The following is an 18,142-nucleotide window of genomic DNA, read 5'->3' as shown; positions in this document are numbered from 1 at the left end:
ACTTACGAAGCCGGCTTGCCCAGCGCCTTTTCCATCGCCGGATACAGGCCTTCCTTCAGGCTGATGTCGTCGAAGGGGCCGACGCGCTTATAGAGGATGGTGCCGTCTGGGCCGACGAGGTAGCTTTCCGGGATGCCGTAGACGCCCCAGTCGATCGCCGCCTTGCCGTTCGGGTCGACGCCGATCGCTTGATAGGGATTGCCGAGTTCGCCGAGGAAGCGCAGGGCGTTCTCGTTCTTGTCCTTGTAATTGATGGCGACGATGTTCAGCCGACCGTTTTTCGCCAGTTCCTTGAGAATAGGGTGCTCGTCGCGGCAGGGGATGCACCAGGAGGCGAAGACATTGACAAGCGTCAGCTTGCCTTTGACTGCCGCGTCGGTCAGCGCCGGCAGGTTGGCGCCGTCGAGTGGCGGAAGGTTCAGCGACGGCGCCTTGGTGCCGATCAGGGCGGACGGGATTTCGGCGATGTTCTTGCCGTGAAAATCTTGGTCGTAGAGCATCTTCGCGGCCGTCGCGGCAATACCGCCGAACACGATCAGCGGCAGAAGCGCTAGCGCATAGCGGCCAAATCCGCGTGGCTTGGCAGTTTTGGTGTCGGGCGCATCGGTCATTCGCCATCCTTTGGCCGCGCCGAGCGGCGGCGGATACCGGCGGCTTCGAGGCTCGCAAGCTCGCGGCGGCGCGCCCGGCCGTCGGCCCATGTCCACAGGACGACGGCGATCGTCACCAATGCGGCGATGCCATAGGATGCATAGACATAAAAGGCGTGCGTCACGACCTATTCCTCCCGGCTGGCCATGCGGGCGGCAAGACGGCGCTGGGCGGCGACGCGGCGGCGCCAGATCTCGTTTCGTATCGCCATGATGTGCAGCGTGAAGAACAGCAGCGTGAAGGCGATCGCCATGACGAAGAGCGGGCGCAGGAATTCCGGGTCGATCGCCGGACCGCCGATCCTGAGCACGCTTGCCGACTGGTGCAGCGTATTCCACCAGTCGACGGAAAACTTGATGATCGGGATGTTGACAAAGCCGACCAGGATCAGCACGGCGGAGACGCGCGCAGCCCTCGAGGGATCGTCGATGGCGCGGCTCAGCGCAATCAGGCCGAGATACATCAGAAAGAGAACGAAGACGGAGGTCAGGCGCGCGTCCCAGACCCACCAGGTGCCCCACATCGGCTTGCCCCAGAGCGAGCCGGTGATGAGCGCCAGCAGCGTAAAGGCGGCGCCGAGCGGGGCTGCGGCCTTGGCGGAAACATCAGCGAGCGGATGGCGCCAGACGAGCGTGCCGATCGCCGAAAGGCTCATGATCGTGTAGCACATCATCGACAGCCAGGCGGCGGGCACATGGATATACATGATGCGCACGGTCTCGCCCTGCTGGTAATCGCCTTCTGTCGCAAAGCTCAAATAAAGGCCGACCGCAAAACAGAGGGTGGTGATGCCGGCCAACCAGGGAATGACGCGGGCCGCCAGCGCCAAGAACCGCGTCGGGTTGGCGAGATCGCTGATTTTGCTGATGGCAAGGCTGGTTTGGCTCATGAGCGCTTCCTTACCTCGATCCGGCTTTTCCCGCAATCGAATGGCATTCAATCCGACGTGTTTCGCAGCGCGAGCGCAGCGGCGGCCGGGCCGATCACCGCGAAGAACAGTGTCAGGGCGGTCAGGATGAGGAAGGGCGGTAGGAAGGGGGCAGGATCCTCGACCGCGGCATAGGTGGCGCTGACGCCGAAGATCAGCACCGGGATGGTCAGCGGCAGGACCAGGATCGATACCAGCAGGCCGCCGCGAGGCAGGGCGACGGCAACGGCGGCGCCGACGGCGCCGATGAAGGTGATCGCCGGCGAGCCGACAAGGAGCGTCAGCATGGTCGCGCCGATCGCCGTCTCGTCCATGTTCATGAATAGGCCGAGCAGCGGCGAGGCGATGACCAGCGGCAGGCCGGTGGCGGTCCAGTGGGCGAAGCATTTGAGGAGTACGGTGAGCACAAGCGGCGTTTCCTGCATCAGCATCAGGTCGAGCGACCCATCGTCGCGCTCGGCCTGGAACAGCCGGTCGAGGCCGAGAAGGGCGGCAAGCAGCGCGCCGATCCAGACGATGGCGGGGCCGATGCGCGAGAGCAGCTTGAGATCCGGCCCGACGCCGAAGGGGATGACGGCGACGACGGTCAGGAAGAACAGCACGCCGATCAGCGCGCCGCCGCCGGCGCGGATGGAAAGTTTCAGGTCGCGGAGGAAGAGGGCGGTCATCCCCACACTCCCTGATCCACACCGGCAAAGCCCGTCATCTTCAATTCCTGCACATTCTGGAGTCCCAGCGGCTGATGAGTTGCCGCCAGCACGATGCCGCCTTTTGCCAGATGCGCTTCGATCAATCCAGCAAACAGCCGGTCGGCGCTGGCATCGAGGGCCGCGGTGGGCTCGTCGAGGATCCAGACGGGGCGGTGCGCGACGAGCAGCTTGGCGAAGGCGAATCGGCGCTGCTGGCCGGCGGAGAGATAACCGAAGGGAAGGTGGGTTATTCCCGAGAGGCCGACGGCTTCGGCTGCCTCCTCGAGGGACAGGCCGGCAGGGGCTTGCGTTTCTTCGAGAAAGTCGCGCCAGAAATCGAGGTTCTCTGCAACCGTAAGTTCATTTTTCATTGCATTTCGATGGCCGAGGTAGTGGCTGACCTCGCCGGGATGCCGGCCTTCCCGGCTGCCGTCGCCATGAAAGATGACAGTGCCCTTTTCCGGCCGCAGGAGCCCGGCGACAACGCGCAGCAAAGTAGACTTTCCGGATCCATTTCTCCCCGTCAGCACAAGCGCCTCGCCGGCCGCCAAGTGAAAGGAAAGATTAACGAAAATGAGATCGTCACCGCGCCTTGCGGCCAGATTTTCGGCGGTGAGATGCATGCATCAATTCTTTCTTCGTTTCGGCTTGCGGAGGAGTCAAAAAATGTCCGAATTTGACCGTTTCCGGGTATGGCAAGTTTTTAGGAAATTATCTATAAGACCTGCAACCACGCCAGCGGTCGGCGTGAATTTCATCCTTGCGCCGAACTTGGAGCGTTTGCTCCACGTGCGGACAGCGGAAATGGCCGTACCCGCATCCTGATGTGCATTAAGTGCATAGGCGTTCGCACGACTGTGTTGGCTATCAGAAACGGGGTCTCTCGTGTCTAAATCTCTTGACAGTTTCAATTGTCGTTCCACGCTTTCCGTGAACGGGAAGGACTACGTCTATTACAGCCTGCCCAAGGCTGAGGCAAACGGTCTGCCCGGCGTGTCCAAGCTGCCCTATTCAATGAAGGTACTGCTGGAAAACCTGCTGCGCTTCGAAGACGGCCAGTCGGTCACCAAGGAGCACATCCTGGCCGTTGCCGAATGGCTGAAGAACAAGGGCGCGGTCGAAAACGAGATTGCCTATCGCCCGGCGCGCGTGCTGATGCAGGACTTCACCGGCGTTCCGGCCGTCGTCGATCTTGCCGCGATGCGCGACGCGATGGTGTCGCTCGGCGGCGATCCCGAAAAGATCAACCCGCTTGTTCCCGTCGACCTCGTCATCGACCACTCTGTCATCGTCGATGAATTCGGCACGCCGCAGGCTTTCGCCAAGAACGTCGAGTTGGAATACCAGCGCAACGGCGAGCGTTACCGCTTCCTGAAGTGGGGCCAGCAGGCCTTCAAGAACTTCCGCGTCGTGCCTCCCGGCACCGGCATCTGTCACCAGGTCAACCTCGAATATCTCGGCCAGACCGTCTGGACCAAGGAAGAAGACGGCGAAACGATAGCCTATCCCGATACCTGCGTCGGCACCGACAGCCACACGACGATGATCAACGGTCTCGGCGTTCTCGGCTGGGGCGTAGGCGGGATCGAAGCGGAGGCGGCGATGCTCGGCCAGCCGGTATCGATGCTGTTGCCCGAAGTCATCGGCTTCAAGCTGACCGGCAAGCTCAAGGAAGGCGTCACCGCGACCGACCTCGTTCTGACCGTCGTGCAGATGCTGCGCAAGAAGGGCGTCGTTTCCAAGTTCGTCGAATTCTTCGGCCCCGGCATGGACAATATGCCGCTCGCCGACCGCGCAACAATCGGCAATATGGGTCCGGAATACGGCGCTACCTGCGGCTTCTTCCCGGTTGACGGTGAAACCATCAATTACCTCACCATGTCCGGCCGCACGCATGATCGGATCGCGCTGGTCGAAGCCTATTCGAAGGCCCAGGGCATGTGGCGTGAGGGCGACGGTTCCGATCTGGTCTTCACCGACACGCTCGAACTCGACCTCGGCGACGTCGTGCCGTCGATGGCCGGCCCGAAGCGTCCGGAAGGCCGCATCGCGCTCGAAAACATCGCTTCCGGTTTTGCCGGCTCGATGGATGCCGATTACAAGAAGCCCGGCCAGCTCAACAACCGCTATGCGGTCGAAGGCACGGATTTCGATCTCGGCCATGGCGACGTGGCGATTGCCGCCATCACCTCCTGCACCAACACCTCCAATCCGTCGGTGCTGATCGCTGCCGGCCTTCTCGCCCGCAACGCCGTTGCCAAGGGTCTGAAGACCAAGCCGTGGGTCAAGACTTCGCTCGCACCGGGATCACAGGTCGTCGGCGAATATCTTGCCAAGTCCGGCTTGCAAGCCGATCTTGACAAGCTCGGCTTCAACCTCGTCGGCTTCGGCTGCACCACCTGCATCGGCAATTCCGGCCCGCTGCCGGCGCCGATCTCGAAGACGATCAACGACAAGGGCCTGATCGTATCGGGCGTTCTTTCCGGCAACCGCAACTTCGAAGGCCGCATCTCGCCCGACGTCCAGGCGAACTATCTGGCTTCGCCGCCGCTCGTCGTCGCCTATGCGCTCGCCGGCACGGTGCAGAAGGACCTGACCAAGGAGCCGATCGGCGAGGATCAGAACGGTAACCCCGTCTACCTCAAGGATATCTGGCCGACCTCGCACGAGGTGCAGGAATTCATCCAGAAGTACGTCACCCGCGAGCTCTACGAAACCAAGTACGCCGATGTCTTCAAGGGCGACGTCAACTGGCAGGCCGTCCAGGTTCCGCCGGGCCAGACCTATGCCTGGGACGACGATTCGACCTATGTCCAGAACCCGCCTTACTTCGTCGGCATGGGCAAGAAGGGCACCGGCGTCGCAGACATCAAGGGCGCGCGTATCCTTGGCCTGTTCGGCGACAAGATCACCACCGACCACATCTCGCCGGCCGGTTCGATCAAGGCGGCTTCGCCGGCAGGCACCTACCTCATCGACCACGACGTCGCGGTTGCCGACTTCAACCAGTACGGCACGCGCCGTGGCAATCATGAAGTGATGATGCGCGGCACCTTCGCCAACATTCGCATCCGCAACCACATGCTTGGCCCGAACGGCAAGGAAGGTGGCTACACCATCCACTACCCGTCGAAGGAAGAAACCTCGATCTACGACGCGGCCATGCAGTACAAGTCCGAGGGCGTGCCGCTCGTCATCTTCGCCGGCGTCGAATACGGCAACGGCTCGTCGCGCGACTGGGCGGCCAAGGGCACCAACCTGCTCGGCGTCAAGGCTGTGATTGCCCAGTCTTTCGAGCGCATCCATCGCTCGAACCTGGTCGGAATGGGGGTCATCCCCTTCGTCTTCGAAGAGGGCACGACCTGGCAGAGCCTCGGCCTCAAGGGTGACGAACTCGTCACCATCGAGGGCCTGGACAAGATCAAGCCGCGCGAGCGGAAGATCGCCAAGATCACCTATAGCGACGGCACCGTTAAGGACGTTCCGCTGTTGTCGCGCGTCGATACGCTCGACGAGGTGATCTACCTCAACAACGGCGGCATCCTGCAGACCGTCCTGCGCGATCTCGCTGCCTGATCGTCAAGAGCCTGACATGATAATGGCCGCCGGGGAGTAATTTCCGGCGGCTTTTCTTTTGCGGCGGCAGCATTCGAGCGGGTTCACGATGATTTGTTTTCTGTGGCTTCCGGGCGGGCTACGTCTCACCCGTTCGTGACTTTTCGTTTGGACCCGGAAGGATTATTCGTACGTTCATATCTCAGAGCTTCCGGATCCGATCTGCCGTCGGCGCTGAATAAGAGGTGCAGGTGAATGTCCCCCCGTTTCTTGATCCCGCTGTTCGCCGGTGTTGTTTTCGCAGGCTCGTTGCATGCCGAAGACGGCACGCCGAAAGGCGTCGTCGAGTTGTTCACGTCGCAGGGCTGCTCCTCCTGTCCGCCCGCTGACGCGGCGTTCCGCAAGCTGGTGAACCAAGGCAATGTCATTGCGCTCGCCTATCACGTCGATTACTGGAATTATCTCGGCTGGGCCGATACGCTGAGCTCCAAGGAAAACACCGAGCGCCAGTACGGCTATGCCAGGACAATGGGCCGCAGCAACGTCTATACGCCGCAGGCCATCGTCAACGGGCGCGGTCATCTGGCCGGCTCCGATCTCACCGGAATCAACCGGCAGATCGACGTTTACAGCGGCGAAGGTAACGGGCTGACCGTTCCCATCAGCGCATCGATGCGTGGTGACGAATTGGAGATCAAGATCGGCGCAGGGCAGGGCAAAGCCAATGTCGTCATGGTCTATTTCGACAAGGAAAAGACGATCGACGTCGAAAAGGGTGAAAACAGCGGCAAGAAGATCGCCTATCTGCACAGCGTCACCAATGTCGAAACCGTCGGCATGTGGGATGGCAAGGCGACCAATCTGACGCTGCCGGCAAGCGTGCTGCAGCGGCCGCAGCTCGAGGGTTGCGCTATCCTGCTGCAGTCGGCGACCGCGGAAGGCGATCCGGCCGCGATCCTTGGCGCGACCGTGGTGCTGGCGGGTAAAAATATCTGAGATTTCATCCTATACGGATGAAGGTCCGGGCGGCCCGGCTGAACGTATTCGGGGCTGGGGTTAAGGTCGATACGCTCCGCCGGGCCCTTTGGCGCGCTGGCGCCAAACCGGGATGCATAATTCTCCTGCAAATGAGGCGCTGTTTTGACTGAAATGCGGCGCTGCCGAGAAAGCATCGCATCTGTCCACAGTCCACTGCAGTCGAATGTGACGGGCCGCACTCTTGCAATTTGTGGCGGCTCGGGCAAACTGTCATTCTCCTGTCACAAGCGGAGGCCTTGGAGACCTGATGACAGATCAGCCGGATTTGCGACACGGCGAAAGCCGCTCCGTCGACAATAGTTCCTCGGTCGTCGTCGATCTCAGGGAGTACAGACAAAGCAAGGACCCGCTTCCGGTGACTTTCCATAGGCGCGAACTCGATGCGATCCTCTGGATCTACGGCCGCATGGTCGGCGAGGGCGAATGGCGCGATTACGCCATCGATCACCTGAAAGACAGGGCGGTGTTTTCCGTCTTCAAACGCTCCGGTGAAATGCCGTTCTTCCGAATCGAAAAGAACCCGAAGCTCGCCGCCAAGCAAGGCGCCTATTCCGTCATTAACGTCAACGGTATGATCCTGAAGCGCGGACACGAGCTGAACCAAGTGCTGAAGGTATTCGACAAGGCCTTGAAGCTCGTCGATAAGTAAGCCTCGTCAGCGTGCAGACAGCGTCCCGGGATAAACGGATGGATCCGGATCGGTCGTCATGCCTTCGCCGAGGCTGCGCTGCATGAACATCGTATCCAGCCAGCGCCCATGCTTGTAGCCCGTGCCCTGCATCAGGCCGACCTCCACGAAACCCGCCTTCAGATGAAGCGCGATCGAGGCGGGGCTTGCGCCGCCGATGACGGCCACCATCTGACGAAAACCGAGGGCAGTGCAGCGGTCGATCAACTCGCTCATCAGCACCTTGCCGATGCCTTGACCGCGGGCTTCGGGCGCCAGGTAAATCGAATCCTCGACCATCCAGCGATAGGCCGGGCGGGTGCGGAAGGCCGAGGCATAGGCGTAGCCGAGCAGGTCTCCATCCGCATCGACTGCGGCGATATAGGGATATCGCTGGTCGATGATCGCCGCAAAACGTTGCGCCATCTCGGTCTCGGAGGGCGGTGTGATCTCGTAGCTTGCAACGCCGTTCAGGACGGAGTCGCCATAGATCCCGGTAATGGCGGGGATATCGGCCTCAAAGGCGTCGCGCAGAAGAAAGGACATCGGGCAGCTGGTCCAGCGGCGGGGCAGAGCTCCTCTAAAACCATTCCTCCGAAAACGGCGCAACAAAAAAGGCGGCCGAAGCCGCCTTCAGACTGCTGACAAACCCCTGGCGATGCCGGGGGTTTTGTGATTCATTGGGACATGTTGAAGAAACCCTCTGCCGAACAGACGGCGATCGAGATGGTGACGCTCGATAGCCTAGTGCCGAAGGATCACCTGCTTCGCAAGATTGATCAGGTGATCGACTTTTCCTTCATTCATGATCGTGTGGCTTTGCTTTACTGCCCGGACAACGGCCGGCCAGCGCTTGATCCGACCTTGATGTTCAGGGCCTTGTTCATCGGTTATTTGTTCGGCATCCGCTCCGAGCGTCAGCTGGTGCGCGAGATCGAGGTCAACGTCGCCTATCGCTGGTTCCTGCGGTTGAAGCTGGCAGATGGCGTGTTCGACGCCTCGACGCTGAGCCAGAACCGGCGTCGGCGCTTCAGCGACACATCGGTGGCCCAGGATATCTTCGACCATATCGTCGAACAGGCGATCGCCCACAAGCTGGTAGACGGCACGGTGCTTTATACCGACTCGACGCATCTGAAGGCCAATGCCAACAAGGGCAAGTACGATCTTGCCATGATCGAGAAGTCGCGTGCCGACTATTGGGCCGATCTCGACCGGGCGATCGAGGCTGAGCGGGCGCTGCATGGGCAGAAGCCGTTGACGGAGAAGGAGCGCGAGCCGCAGGTGAAGCAGACCAAGGTCAGCCGTACCGACCCCCAGGCCGGCTACATGGTGCGCGACGGCAAGCCGAAGGGCTTCTTCTATCTCGATCACCGCACGGTGGACGGCAAGCTCGCCATCATCACCGACACGCATGTGACGCCGGCCAATGTGCATGACAGTATCGTCTATCTCGATCGGCTGGACCGGCAGCGGCATCGCTTCGACTTCGATGTGAAGGCGGTCGGGCTCGATGCCGGCTATGCCACATCCGGCATCGCCAAGGGTCTTGAAGATCGCACTATTCTCGGCGTCACCGGCTACCGCAATCCGACGCCGCCCAAGGCCGGCATGATGCGCAAGTCGAAATTCGACTATGAGCCCGAGACAGACGGCTACCGCTGCCCCGAAGGTCAGCTCTTGACCTATGCCACCACCGACCGCAACGGCTACAAACACTACACATCCGATCCGGCCATCTGCTGTTCCTGCCCGTTGCTGGCGTCGTGCACCAGCAACAGCAAGGCCGTCCGCACCATCACCCGTCATGTCTGGCAAGACGCCCGGGAGCGCACCGACGCTCATCGCCTGACGCCCTGGGGCAAGGCGATCTACAAGCGCCGCAAGGAGACAGTCGAGCGCTCCTTCGCCGATGCCAAGCAGCTTCACGGGCACCGCTATGCGCGCTTTCGAAGTCTGACCCGCGTCGCTTGTCAGTGCCTGCTGGCCGCCGCAGCCCAAAACATCAAGAAGATCGCAATGGCGCTCACCAAAGCACCCAAACCAGCCATGGCATGAGGGCCACAGGCCGCCACCTCCGCTCCGCAGCCGCACCCAATTCGAAGCAGCCAACTCCAAAATAAAACCCGCCGAAAAATATCGACGGGTTTGTCAGCTGTCTGAAGGCGGCCGAAGCCGCCTTTTCGATCTTGATGGACCTGCTTATTTACGGTTGCCCATGAACTGCAGCAGGAACATAAAGAGGTTGATGAAGTCGAGATAGAGCGTCAGCGCGCCCATGATCGCCTTGCGGCCGGCAACAGCCACGTCATCAGCTTCATAGTAAAGCTCCTTGATCCGCTGCGTGTCGTAGGCGGTGAGGCCCGCGAAGATCAGCACGCCGATCACCGAGATTGCGAACTGCATCGCGGATGAGGCCAGGAAGACGTTTACGAGCGAGGCGATGATCAGGCCGAAGAGACCCATGATCAGGAACGAGCCGATTGCCGACAGGTCACGCTTCGTCGAGTAACCGTAAAGCGACAGCGCGCCGAACGAGGCCGCGGTGACGAAGAAGGTCTGCACGACGCTCTGACCGGTATAGATCAGGAAGATCGACGAAAGCGACAGGCCGACGAGCGCGGCATAGATCGCGAAGGTCGTCTGGGCGGCGCTCACCGTCATGCTATGGATCCGAAAGCTCAGGAAGAACACCAGAGCCAGCGGCGCCAGAATGACCACCCATTTCAGCGGGCTCAGATAGATCGCCTGGCCGAAAGCGGTAATCTCGCCATTGGAGAAAGCGAGTTGGAACGACAGATATGCGGCCACACCGGTGATCGCCAGACCCAGCGCCATCAGGTTGTAGACCTTGAGCATATAAGCGCGGAGGCCTTGATCAATCATCTCGCCGGTCTGAGCGCGGCTTTGATAGTTACGAAGGTCAGCCATAGTTTCCTCTTACAAGCTCCGATGGAGTTACGGTGTCGGGTTTTCGACCCGGGCGCCGCTGCGGAGCTCCAGCATGCCTGCAGACAATATGAGGCCTCCGCCCCTTGCAAACAAGAGGCTTGCAAAGGCCCGGCCGGTTAAATCGCCGTAAGGTGAAGGGTTTGGCCGTCGCTATCCGGTCATAGCTCGCGCAGGACGGGCGCCGCCTTCTGCCCGAGGATGCGCCAGGTGCCGATCAGGCCGATACCGACGGTCAGGACGAGCGCCGTCACCAGCGTCAGTCCCGCCACATCGGGCAGAAAGGCCGAGGGCAGGCGCATGATGCGGGCGACGATGAACCAGGCGGCGACGGCGCCGGCGAATAGCGCGAAGATCGCGGTTGCGAGCCCCAGGATCAGATATTCGTAACTGAAGGCGCGGATCAGCATGGCCCGGGTGGCGCCGAGCGTCTTCAGCACCACCGCATCATGGGTGCGCGCCCGGTTGCCGGCGGCAAGCGCTCCGGCGAGGACGAGGATCGAGGCGATCAGGGCCACCGATGCCGCGGCGCGGATCGCGGTCGCAAGCTGGGCCACCAGCTGGTTGACTATATCGATCGCATCCTTGACGCGCACGCTGGTGATCGTCGGATAGGTGTTGGTGACGGATTTGAGGATCGCCGCATCTTCGGCCGGCGTCGAGCCGGGATCGGTCAGCGTCGCGAGCCAGGCATGCGGAGCGCCGCGGAAGGTGTTCGGCGAGAAGACCATGACGAAATTGATTGACAGCGATTCCCACTGGACGCGGCGCAGATTGGCGATCTTGGCCGTGATATTGCGTCCGAGCACATTGACGGTGACGCTGTCGCCGATCTTCAGGCCGAGTTCATGCGCTTCTTCCGAGGAGAAGGAGACGAGCGGCTCGCCATTGTAATCCTTTTCCCACCAACTGCCTTCCGTCAGCGCCGCATTTTCCGGCAGGGTGTCGGCGTAGGTGATGCCGCGATCGCCGTTCAGCACCCAGCGGCCGGCGGCCGGCACGTTCATCTTGCTGACGTCCTCGCCGTTGAAGGCGACGATGCGGCCGCGCAGCATCGGCACCTCCATGAGCTTGCCCTTTGGCGCCTGCGCCTGGACGAGATTGCGGAATGCATCGACCTCGGCGCTCTGGATATCGACGAAGAAGAAGTTCGGCGCCCCCTCGTTCATCCGACCGGTCAGCTGCTGGCGCAGGTTGCCGTCGATCAAGGTCAGCGTCACCAGCAACGCCAGGCCAAGGCCGAGCGACAGCACCACCGAGGGCGTCAGGGCGCCGGGACGGTGGATGTTGCCGATCGCAAGCCTTAGCGCCGGCGAGTTGACGCGCGGGCTGCGGCGCGCGAGCCAGGCGATCAGGGCGGCGACCAGGCGCAGCATGACAAAGGCGAAGAGGATCGCGCCGACGAAGACGACGGCGATGAAGCGGTCATAGGCGGTGAGGACGGCGAGGCCGGCAAGTGCCGCCATGAAGAAGGCGGCCAGCAGGATATAGGGCCAGGACGGCAGGCGGCGGGCCTCGAAACCCTGCTCGCGGAAGAGCGCCGTCGCCGGCACCTCGCGGGCATGGCCGAGCGGCAGGATGGCGAAGGCGAGCGTCGTGAGGATGCCGAAGAGCGCCGCAAGCAGCAGGGCGCCGGGATAGAGCGTCGGCGCTGTCGACACCGGCAGGAATTGCGCCAGGAACTGCGCGGCGAAGATCGGCGACAGGGCGCCGACGACAAGGCCGATCATGATGCCGCCAAGCGCGATGATGGAGATCTGGAATAGATAGATCAGCACGACGACGGCGGCCGGCGCACCGAGGCATTTGAAGCTTGCGATGGTGGTGCGTTTGGAATCGAGAAAGGCCCGCACCGCATTGGCGACGCCGACGCCGCCGACGATCAGCGCAGTCAAGCCGACCAGCGTCAGGAACTGCGAGAAGCGGGTGATGTTTTCGGTAAGCGAGGGCGCGGCCCGGTCGCTGGTGCGGATCGCCCAGCCGGCGGAGGGGAATTCCCTGGAGGCGCGCGCCTGGATGCCCGATATAGCGCTCTTGTCCTCCAGCCGGATCTTGTAGGCATGTTCGACCAGGCTTCCGGTCTGGATCAACCCCGAGGCCTGGAGCGCCCGACGGCTGACGAGCAGGCGCGGCGCAAACCCGAAGCCTTCGGAGAGGGCGTCCGGTTCGGTCTTGACGGTGCCGGTGATGCTGAGTTTGACATTGCCGAGCAGCAATTCGTCGCCGACCGCAAGGCCAAGCCGATCAAGCAGCAGCGGGGCTGCGACCGCGCCATAGGTGCCGCTCTGGGCCGAAAGCAGGGCTGCAAGCGGATAGTCCGGCTCGGCCGCGAAGCTGCCATAGAGCGGGTAGGCATCGTCGACGGCCTTGACCTCGACCAGCGCCTGGTCGGAACCATCCGGCGTGCGGGCCATCGAGCGCAGACCGGTCGACACCGAGACGGTGCCGAGACTTTCGAGGAAAGCCATTTCCTCAGGTGTAGCCTCGCGGTTGTTGAGTTCGAAGCGGACGTCGCCGGCCAAGAGCTCCTGCCCCTGCGAGGCAATCGTGTCGGTGATTGACTGCGAAACCGAATTGACGGCGGCAATCGCGCCTGTGCCGAGCGCGATGCAGGCGAGGAAGATGTAGAAGCCGCGAATGCCGCCGCGCAGCTCACGGAGCGCCAGGCGAAAAGCAAGCGCGGTGCGCGGCGTGATCATCCTCATGCGATCGCCGCCTCGCTGCGGCGGGCGGCGCTGTCGCCTTCGATCCGGCCGGAGCGGACGCGGATCTGGCGCGAGCAGCGGTTCGCAAGCGAGACGTCGTGGGTGACGAGCAGCAGGGTCATGCCGCGTTCGGCCTGTTTGGAAAACAGCAGGTCGGCGATCTGGCGGCCGGTCTCGGTATCGAGATTGCCGGTGGGCTCGTCGGCGATCAGCAAAGCGGGCGAGGGGGCGAGCGCTCTGGCGATCGCCACGCGCTGCTGTTCGCCGCCGGAAAGCTGGCCGGGATAGTGGTTCAGGCGTTCGCCGAGGCCGACCGAATTCAGCTCGCGATGGGCGATTTCGAAGGCGTTGCGAACATTGGCGAGCTCCAGTGGCACGGCGACGTTTTCCAGCGCCGTCATATTGGCGATCAGGTGGAAGGACTGGAAGACGATCCCGATGTTGCGGCCGCGGAAATCGGCGACCTCGTCCTCGCTGAGCGCATGGAGCGGCGTGTCGTTGATGTTGATTTCACCGTTGTCGAGCTTCTCCAATCCGGCAAGCACCATCAGCAGCGTCGACTTGCCGGAACCGGAGGGGCCGACGATGCCGACGGATTCGCCGACTGATATATCGAGATCGATGCCCTTCAGCACATGGACGGAAGCGGCTGCACTGCCAAGGGTCAGATCGGCGCCCTTCAACTCGATGATGGTTTTTGCCAACAGAAATCGCCCTATATGAATCTCTAACCGAATGGCCGGATGACGGCACCTCGCCAATCTAGGGAAGCCAGAATGAGATTTAAAGTTGCCGCCCTTCAATTCACCGTCATCGCCATCTCGCTGATCTTTGCCGGTGCCGCCGCGGCCCGGACGATCAATCTCGTCGGTTTTGGGGACAGCCTGATGGCGGGCTATCAACTGCCGCCCGGGAATGGCTTTCCGGAGAAGCTGCAGGCGGCCTTGAAGGCGAAGGGGCTCGACGTCGCCGTTGCCAATGCCGGCGTCTCGGGCGACACGACGACGGCCGGGCTTGCCCGCATCGACTGGTCCGTGCCCGACGGCACCGACGGCGTCATCCTGGAGCTAGGCGCCAACGATGCGCTGCGCGGCATCCCGCCGGAAGAGAGCGAGAAGAACCTCGACCAGATGATTGGCCGGCTGAAGCAGCGGGGCATCGCGGTGCTGCTCGTTGGCATGATGGCGCCGCCCAATATGGGGGCGGATTATGCCGCACGCTTCAATCCGATCTATCAGAAGCTTTCGGAAAAACATGGGGTTCCGCTTTATGCCTTCTTCCTCGACGGGGTGGCGCTCGATGCGGGGCTGAAACTCGACGACGGGATGCATCCAAATGCGAGAGGTGTCGATGTCATGGTCGAAAAGATGGAATCCGATGTCACAAATTTCGTCAGGACGATTTCTACTGTGAAGAAATAAGGGCTTGCGCGGCCATTGATTGCGTGATTCCGTGTAAGCACCTGCAAAAGATTCGGGGAGTGCTCGTTATGCCGAGACTGTTTACCGCCCTCGAAATTCCGCGCAATGCGGCGATGAGCCTTTCATTGCTGCGCGGTGGCCTCCCCGGAGCACGATGGATCGATGTGGAGAATTACCACATCACCCTGCGCTTCATCGGTGATGTCGACGGCCGTACGGCCGATGAAATCGTCGAACGCCTCGACCGGATCGACCGGCCGGAATTCCAGTTCCGGCTCGAAGGCATCGGCTCCTTCGGCTCGAAGAAACCGCATTCGGTCTGGGCCGGCGTCTCGCAATCACCGGAAATGTACGCCCTGCAGGGTGAGATCGAGCGTATCTGCCAGCGCATCGGGCTGCCGCCCGACCCGCGCAAATTCATGCCGCATGTGACGCTGGCACGGCTCAAATCCTCGCGGCTTGACGATGTCGTGCAATATCTGGCCGGACGCGGCAACTTCCACACCGCAACCTTCACGGCGCCACGCTTCGTGCTGCTTTCGTCGCGTGAATCGGTTGGCGGCGGACCCTACCTGACAGAGGAAGTGTTCCCGCTGCACGAGGCACGTTCGACGCCCAACGCTTCGAGCAGGCTGCTGCAGCCGGTCAAGAGCCTGGTATAGACCAGCTCGAAACCATCAGGGCCGCCATAATAGGGATCGGGAATATCCTCTCCCGTTCCTAGAGCAGCATCACCGAAGAGCCGGATATTCGCCTCGGGCGGCGCGATCTTGCCAAGCGTCGCCAGATTGTCGCGGTCCATGGCAAGGATCAGCTCGAAACTGTTGAAATCAGCTGGCTGGATGCGGCGGCCGCGCAGCCCCGCTATGTCGATGCCATGGCGTTGAGCGGTGGCGACCGAACGCCGGTCGGGCGGCTCGCCTTCATGCCAGCCGCCGGTGCCGGCGGAATCGATGGTGAAACGGCCGGTGAGGCCAGCCTCGGTGACGAGGTGACGAAAAATTGCCTCGGCAAGCGGAGAACGGCATATATTGCCCATGCACACGAAAAGGATACTGATAGACGTCATCGGCGGACCTGTCGGAAGAACCAGAGGAGCATGGCATGAAATGGGAAAGACTGGAAAGGGCGGCAGTCGAGGCGGAACTGGCGGGGCTTGCCGGCTGGGCGCTCAATGACGCGGCCTCTTCGATCTCGAAGACGTTCAAGTTTTCGAATTTCATCGAAGCCTTCGGTTTCATGACGGAGGCAGCGATCATGGCTGAGAAACTCAACCATCATCCCGAATGGTTCAACGTCTATTCCCGGGTGGATGTGACGCTCAACACGCATGATGCCGGCGGGCTGACGGAGCTGGATTTCAAGCTCGCCAGGGCGATGGAGAAGGTTGCGGCGCGACGTCTGCGCTGAAGGCGAGCCAATTGAAAGGGGTCGATTGAAACCCTGGGCGCCATCACCATATGTGCGCGGGGACGAAAGGATGTCAGGGATGGACGAGGTCAAATTCGGGGAAATCCTGCTGCCGGGCGACGAGGACACCCAGAGCCGCCGGGAGAAGACGGTGCGGCAGAAGTTCTGGCCGACGTTCCGCCGGGCCGTGCGGCAGATCCCGTTCTCACGCGACGTCGTCGCCGGCTTCTACTGCGCACTCGATCCGCAAACGCCGACCAAGGTGCGCGGTGTGTTGCTCGCAGCACTCGCCTATTTCGTCATGCCGGTCGACATCATCCCGGATATTTTCGCCGTCATCGGCTTTTCTGACGACGTCGCGGTGCTTTCGGCCGCCTTCGCTATGGTGCGCGGCCATATCCGGCCAGGCCACTACGAGGCGGCGGACCGCGTCCTCGCCGACCCGCCTGCGGATACGATGAAAACGATCTGAAGGGCCGGCGCGCGGTTCAGCCGAGTTCCTGCTCCAGCACCTTGCGGAGTTTGCCGAAGGCAAGCCGGATACGTGATTTCACCGTGCCGAGCGGCAGCCCGGTCGCTTCAGCGATCTCGGAGTGCGATTGGCCGAGAAAAAAGGCGGCACGCAGCATGTCGCGCTGTTCCTGCGGCAGTTGGCCGACTGCGGCACGGATTTTGGCGTCGCGATCGTCATTGACCATGATTTCTTCGGCGCCGATGTCGGCCGGCGGCTGCAGGGCCGGGTCCGTCTCGTCGAAGATGCGGGAGTTCGCGCGGCGCTGCAGGTCGATGCGGCGGTTGCGGGCAATACGAAAGAGCCAGGTCGAGAGGGAGGACCGCGTCGCATCGTAGAGATGGGCCTTGTGCCAGAGCACGATCATGATCTCCTGAACCAGCTCTTCGGCCTCGCCTGATGTCATCTTCCGGCGCATCAGCCAGCTCTTCAGACGCGGGGCGAAATAGTCGAACAGGATCGAAAAGGCCTGCTGGTCGCGATCGTCCGCGACGGCCTTTGCGAGGGCAGCGAAACGCTGTCTTTCCTCGGCATCCATGTCGTCTCACGAGCCCCCTGCGGCGAAAATTTCATCCCGGATTTCCAAAGTCTTAATCAGGTACAACGGATTTTTGAAAGGTCAAACTCTTGCCTGAATCTTTGTGTCTTAGATTCAACCCGAACGGCCGGCCGGTGCCATCGGCGCACCGGCATCGCAGCCGATTTCAGCAAGGGGCAAAAGTCGTGGTCGAGCTGAAATGACACAGGCACATACAAATCGCAGCTATTGTTGACCATTTGGTAACCTGAATTAAGTCAAAATAAAGCAGATCGTGATTATGCGCCGCCCGCTATGATCGCTTCGGGCCTTGAATCGCAAGAACCGGCAGGAATCCATGTTTGTAAGAAGTATCGTATCCGCCCTCGCCCTTACCCTGACAATGGCCGGAGTGGCGGCAGCGCAGCAGGCCGCGCCAACCCGCATCCAGCAGTTTCAGGCATGGGGCGCCTATTCCTACAAGTCGGGCGCCAGCACCGTCTGCTACGTGCTGTCGGTGCCGACGGCAAAGCAGCCGGCAAGCGTCGACCACGGCGACAATTTCTTCATCGTCTCGCAGCGCCCCGGCCAGAACATCTCCTACGAGCCGCAGGCGATGATGGGCTATACGGTGAAGGAGAATTCGAAGATCAACGTCGTCATCGACAACAAGACCTTCGTGATGTTCACCAAGGACAAGGCCGGCTGGGTCGAGAACGCGGCTCAGGAGCCGGCACTCGTCGCGGCGATGAAGACCGGTCATTCGATGACGGTCAATGCCGTCTCGCGCAAGGGCACAGGCACATCCTACAGCTATTCGCTCTCGGGCATCTCGGCGGCGCTGAAGCAGATCGAAAGCTGCAAGTAAGCGCCCTTTGGCCCGCGGAATTCCAAGGGCCGGCCTTGCGCCGGCCCTTGCTGTTTTCCAACTGTAGTGACGCGCCGGCAAAATGGTGCTAAAGGCCGGGCCAACAGCGGACAGATCGCGATATCAGTCGCCGTTCCGCCATTCAATTCTGTCAATGTGCCGCCATGCGCCTCACCTCTTCCGGCTTGTTCCAGAAGTCCGCGAGGCTTGCGGGGCGGTTACGTGTTCGAATT

The 18,142-nt window shown here is 61.7% G+C and carries 20 protein-coding genes; 9 read left to right on the top strand and 11 right to left on the bottom strand.

What is annotated here, in order from left to right; genetic code table 11:
• Positions 1 to 2 precede the first annotated feature (2 nt).
• From J2J99_RS21005 to ccmA, 5 genes are read right to left on the bottom strand one after another with little or no spacing between them, the layout of a single operon-like run.
• Complete coding sequence (locus J2J99_RS21005) at positions 3 to 611, bottom strand: DsbE family thiol:disulfide interchange protein (RefSeq protein ID WP_168302255.1); 609 nt, start codon at positions 609 to 611, stop codon at positions 3 to 5.
• The gene (gene ccmD / locus J2J99_RS21000; RefSeq protein WP_168302256.1) at positions 608 to 775 is read right to left on the bottom strand and encodes a heme exporter protein CcmD; all 168 of its coding nucleotides are present in this window, start codon (positions 773 to 775) and stop codon (positions 608 to 610) included. Before ccmD ends, J2J99_RS21005 begins: the two co-directional genes overlap by 4 nt.
• 3 nt (positions 776 to 778) lie before the next feature.
• Complete coding sequence (locus J2J99_RS20995; protein ID WP_168302257.1) at positions 779 to 1,540, bottom strand: heme ABC transporter permease; 762 nt, start codon at positions 1,538 to 1,540, stop codon at positions 779 to 781.
• 47 nt (positions 1,541 to 1,587) lie between these two features.
• Positions 1,588 to 2,247 (bottom strand): heme exporter protein CcmB, encoded by a 660-nt coding sequence (gene ccmB / locus J2J99_RS20990; RefSeq protein WP_168302258.1) that lies wholly within the window; start codon positions 2,245 to 2,247, stop codon positions 1,588 to 1,590.
• Positions 2,244 to 2,891, bottom strand: coding sequence for a heme ABC exporter ATP-binding protein CcmA (gene ccmA, locus J2J99_RS20985; protein ID WP_168302259.1), 648 nt, complete (start codon positions 2,889 to 2,891; stop codon positions 2,244 to 2,246). The genes ccmB and ccmA overlap by 4 nt, the downstream gene beginning before the upstream one ends.
• Before the next feature lie 262 nt (positions 2,892 to 3,153).
• Between ccmA and acnA the strand changes: the two genes are divergently transcribed.
• The 3 genes from acnA (at position 3,154) to J2J99_RS20970 (ending at position 7,510) form a co-directional block, all read left to right on the top strand.
• Positions 3,154 to 5,844 carry an aconitate hydratase AcnA gene (gene acnA, locus J2J99_RS20980; RefSeq protein WP_168302260.1) on the top strand — a complete coding sequence of 897 codons (2,691 nt, stop codon included), beginning with the start codon at positions 3,154 to 3,156 and terminating at the stop codon, positions 5,842 to 5,844.
• A 234-nt stretch (positions 5,845 to 6,078) separates the two neighbouring features.
• The gene (locus tag J2J99_RS20975; RefSeq protein ID WP_168302261.1) at positions 6,079 to 6,819 is read left to right on the top strand and encodes a DUF1223 domain-containing protein; all 741 of its coding nucleotides are present in this window, start codon (positions 6,079 to 6,081) and stop codon (positions 6,817 to 6,819) included.
• 289 nt (positions 6,820 to 7,108) lie between these two features.
• A complete protein-coding gene (locus J2J99_RS20970; RefSeq protein ID WP_168302262.1) occupies positions 7,109 to 7,510 on the top strand; it encodes a DUF2794 domain-containing protein in 402 nt (133 codons plus the stop codon).
• A 6-nt stretch (positions 7,511 to 7,516) separates the two neighbouring features.
• Here J2J99_RS20970 and J2J99_RS20965 read toward each other — a convergent pair whose 3' ends face one another.
• A complete protein-coding gene (locus J2J99_RS20965) occupies positions 7,517 to 8,074 on the bottom strand; it encodes a GNAT family N-acetyltransferase (RefSeq protein WP_168302263.1) in 558 nt (185 codons plus the stop codon).
• Between the two features lie 141 nt (positions 8,075 to 8,215).
• Here J2J99_RS20965 and J2J99_RS20960 point away from each other — a divergent pair, with 141 nt between their 5' ends.
• Positions 8,216 to 9,586, top strand: coding sequence for an IS1182 family transposase (locus tag J2J99_RS20960; protein ID WP_207600942.1), 1,371 nt, complete (start codon positions 8,216 to 8,218; stop codon positions 9,584 to 9,586).
• A 144-nt stretch (positions 9,587 to 9,730) separates the two neighbouring features.
• Here J2J99_RS20960 and J2J99_RS20955 read toward each other — a convergent pair whose 3' ends face one another.
• From J2J99_RS20955 to J2J99_RS20945, 3 genes are all read right to left on the bottom strand, one after another.
• Complete coding sequence (locus tag J2J99_RS20955) at positions 9,731 to 10,459, bottom strand: Bax inhibitor-1/YccA family protein (RefSeq protein WP_168301680.1); 729 nt, start codon at positions 10,457 to 10,459, stop codon at positions 9,731 to 9,733.
• A 179-nt stretch (positions 10,460 to 10,638) separates the two neighbouring features.
• Positions 10,639 to 13,182 carry an ABC transporter permease gene (locus J2J99_RS20950; RefSeq protein ID WP_168301681.1) on the bottom strand — a complete coding sequence of 848 codons (2,544 nt, stop codon included), beginning with the start codon at positions 13,180 to 13,182 and terminating at the stop codon, positions 10,639 to 10,641.
• Complete coding sequence (locus tag J2J99_RS20945) at positions 13,179 to 13,886, bottom strand: ABC transporter ATP-binding protein (protein ID WP_168301682.1); 708 nt, start codon at positions 13,884 to 13,886, stop codon at positions 13,179 to 13,181. Before J2J99_RS20945 ends, J2J99_RS20950 begins: the two co-directional genes overlap by 4 nt.
• A gap of 72 nt (positions 13,887 to 13,958) precedes the next feature.
• On the opposite strand from J2J99_RS20945, the gene J2J99_RS20940 reads away from it, so the two are divergent.
• Both J2J99_RS20940 and thpR read left to right on the top strand, forming a co-directional pair.
• Positions 13,959 to 14,603 carry an arylesterase gene (locus J2J99_RS20940; RefSeq protein ID WP_168301683.1) on the top strand — a complete coding sequence of 215 codons (645 nt, stop codon included), beginning with the start codon at positions 13,959 to 13,961 and terminating at the stop codon, positions 14,601 to 14,603.
• Positions 14,604 to 14,671: 68 nt separating this feature from the next.
• Positions 14,672 to 15,265, top strand: coding sequence for an RNA 2',3'-cyclic phosphodiesterase (thpR, locus tag J2J99_RS20935; protein WP_168301684.1), 594 nt, complete (start codon positions 14,672 to 14,674; stop codon positions 15,263 to 15,265).
• Here thpR and J2J99_RS20930 read toward each other — a convergent pair.
• The gene (locus tag J2J99_RS20930) at positions 15,172 to 15,672 is read right to left on the bottom strand and encodes a low molecular weight protein-tyrosine-phosphatase (RefSeq protein WP_168301685.1); all 501 of its coding nucleotides are present in this window, start codon (positions 15,670 to 15,672) and stop codon (positions 15,172 to 15,174) included. The genes thpR and J2J99_RS20930 overlap by 94 nt on opposite strands.
• A gap of 35 nt (positions 15,673 to 15,707) precedes the next feature.
• On the opposite strand from J2J99_RS20930, the gene J2J99_RS20925 reads away from it, so the two are divergent.
• Together J2J99_RS20925 and J2J99_RS20920 are read left to right on the top strand one after the other, a co-directional pair.
• The gene (locus tag J2J99_RS20925; RefSeq protein ID WP_168301686.1) at positions 15,708 to 16,013 is read left to right on the top strand and encodes a 4a-hydroxytetrahydrobiopterin dehydratase; all 306 of its coding nucleotides are present in this window, start codon (positions 15,708 to 15,710) and stop codon (positions 16,011 to 16,013) included.
• Positions 16,014 to 16,092: 79 nt separating this feature from the next.
• The gene (locus tag J2J99_RS20920) at positions 16,093 to 16,485 is read left to right on the top strand and encodes a YkvA family protein (protein ID WP_168301687.1); all 393 of its coding nucleotides are present in this window, start codon (positions 16,093 to 16,095) and stop codon (positions 16,483 to 16,485) included.
• A gap of 16 nt (positions 16,486 to 16,501) precedes the next feature.
• Here the strand turns inward: J2J99_RS20920 and J2J99_RS20915 are convergent, their stop codons facing one another.
• Positions 16,502 to 17,062, bottom strand: coding sequence for a sigma-70 family RNA polymerase sigma factor (locus J2J99_RS20915; RefSeq protein ID WP_168301688.1), 561 nt, complete (start codon positions 17,060 to 17,062; stop codon positions 16,502 to 16,504).
• 337 nt (positions 17,063 to 17,399) lie between these two features.
• Here J2J99_RS20915 and J2J99_RS20910 point away from each other — a divergent pair, with 337 nt between their 5' ends.
• Positions 17,400 to 17,909, top strand: a complete 510-nt coding sequence (locus J2J99_RS20910) for an invasion associated locus B family protein (protein ID WP_168301689.1) — start codon at positions 17,400 to 17,402, stop codon at positions 17,907 to 17,909.
• Positions 17,910 to 18,142: the final 233 nt, after the last annotated feature.

Source organism: Rhizobium binae (assembly GCF_017357225.1).
Classification (GTDB): Bacteria; Pseudomonadota; Alphaproteobacteria; order Rhizobiales; family Rhizobiaceae; genus Rhizobium; species Rhizobium binae.
Note: the sequence above shows the minus strand (reverse complement) of the source record. Positions and strands in the feature narration are given on the sequence as shown.

What these genes read in the sequence shown, in the direction of transcription:
- J2J99_RS20955 (WP_168301680.1), bottom strand. Translation starts at nt 10,459, where the DNA reads ATGGCTGACCTTCGTAACTATCAAAGCCGCGCTCAGACCGGCGAGATG.
- J2J99_RS21005 (WP_168302255.1), bottom strand. Translation starts at nt 611, where the DNA reads ATGACCGATGCGCCCGACACCAAAACTGCCAAGCCACGCGGATTTGGC.
- J2J99_RS20960 (WP_207600942.1), top strand. Translation starts at nt 8,216, where the DNA reads ATGTTGAAGAAACCCTCTGCCGAACAGACGGCGATCGAGATGGTGACG.
- J2J99_RS20915 (WP_168301688.1), bottom strand. Translation starts at nt 17,062, where the DNA reads ATGGATGCCGAGGAAAGACAGCGTTTCGCTGCCCTCGCAAAGGCCGTC.
- J2J99_RS20940 (WP_168301683.1), top strand. Translation starts at nt 13,959, where the DNA reads ATGAGATTTAAAGTTGCCGCCCTTCAATTCACCGTCATCGCCATCTCG.
- J2J99_RS20975 (WP_168302261.1), top strand. Translation starts at nt 6,079, where the DNA reads ATGTCCCCCCGTTTCTTGATCCCGCTGTTCGCCGGTGTTGTTTTCGCA.
- thpR (WP_168301684.1), top strand. Translation starts at nt 14,672, where the DNA reads ATGCCGAGACTGTTTACCGCCCTCGAAATTCCGCGCAATGCGGCGATG.
- J2J99_RS20970 (WP_168302262.1), top strand. Translation starts at nt 7,109, where the DNA reads ATGACAGATCAGCCGGATTTGCGACACGGCGAAAGCCGCTCCGTCGAC.
- J2J99_RS20965 (WP_168302263.1), bottom strand. Translation starts at nt 8,074, where the DNA reads ATGTCCTTTCTTCTGCGCGACGCCTTTGAGGCCGATATCCCCGCCATT.
- J2J99_RS20925 (WP_168301686.1), top strand. Translation starts at nt 15,708, where the DNA reads ATGAAATGGGAAAGACTGGAAAGGGCGGCAGTCGAGGCGGAACTGGCG.
- J2J99_RS20930 (WP_168301685.1), bottom strand. Translation starts at nt 15,672, where the DNA reads ATGACGTCTATCAGTATCCTTTTCGTGTGCATGGGCAATATATGCCGT.
- J2J99_RS20910 (WP_168301689.1), top strand. Translation starts at nt 17,400, where the DNA reads ATGTTTGTAAGAAGTATCGTATCCGCCCTCGCCCTTACCCTGACAATG.
- ccmA (WP_168302259.1), bottom strand. Translation starts at nt 2,891, where the DNA reads ATGCATCTCACCGCCGAAAATCTGGCCGCAAGGCGCGGTGACGATCTC.
- J2J99_RS20995 (WP_168302257.1), bottom strand. Translation starts at nt 1,540, where the DNA reads ATGAGCCAAACCAGCCTTGCCATCAGCAAAATCAGCGATCTCGCCAAC.
- J2J99_RS20950 (WP_168301681.1), bottom strand. Translation starts at nt 13,182, where the DNA reads ATGAGGATGATCACGCCGCGCACCGCGCTTGCTTTTCGCCTGGCGCTC.
- J2J99_RS20920 (WP_168301687.1), top strand. Translation starts at nt 16,093, where the DNA reads ATGGACGAGGTCAAATTCGGGGAAATCCTGCTGCCGGGCGACGAGGAC.
- ccmB (WP_168302258.1), bottom strand. Translation starts at nt 2,247, where the DNA reads ATGACCGCCCTCTTCCTCCGCGACCTGAAACTTTCCATCCGCGCCGGC.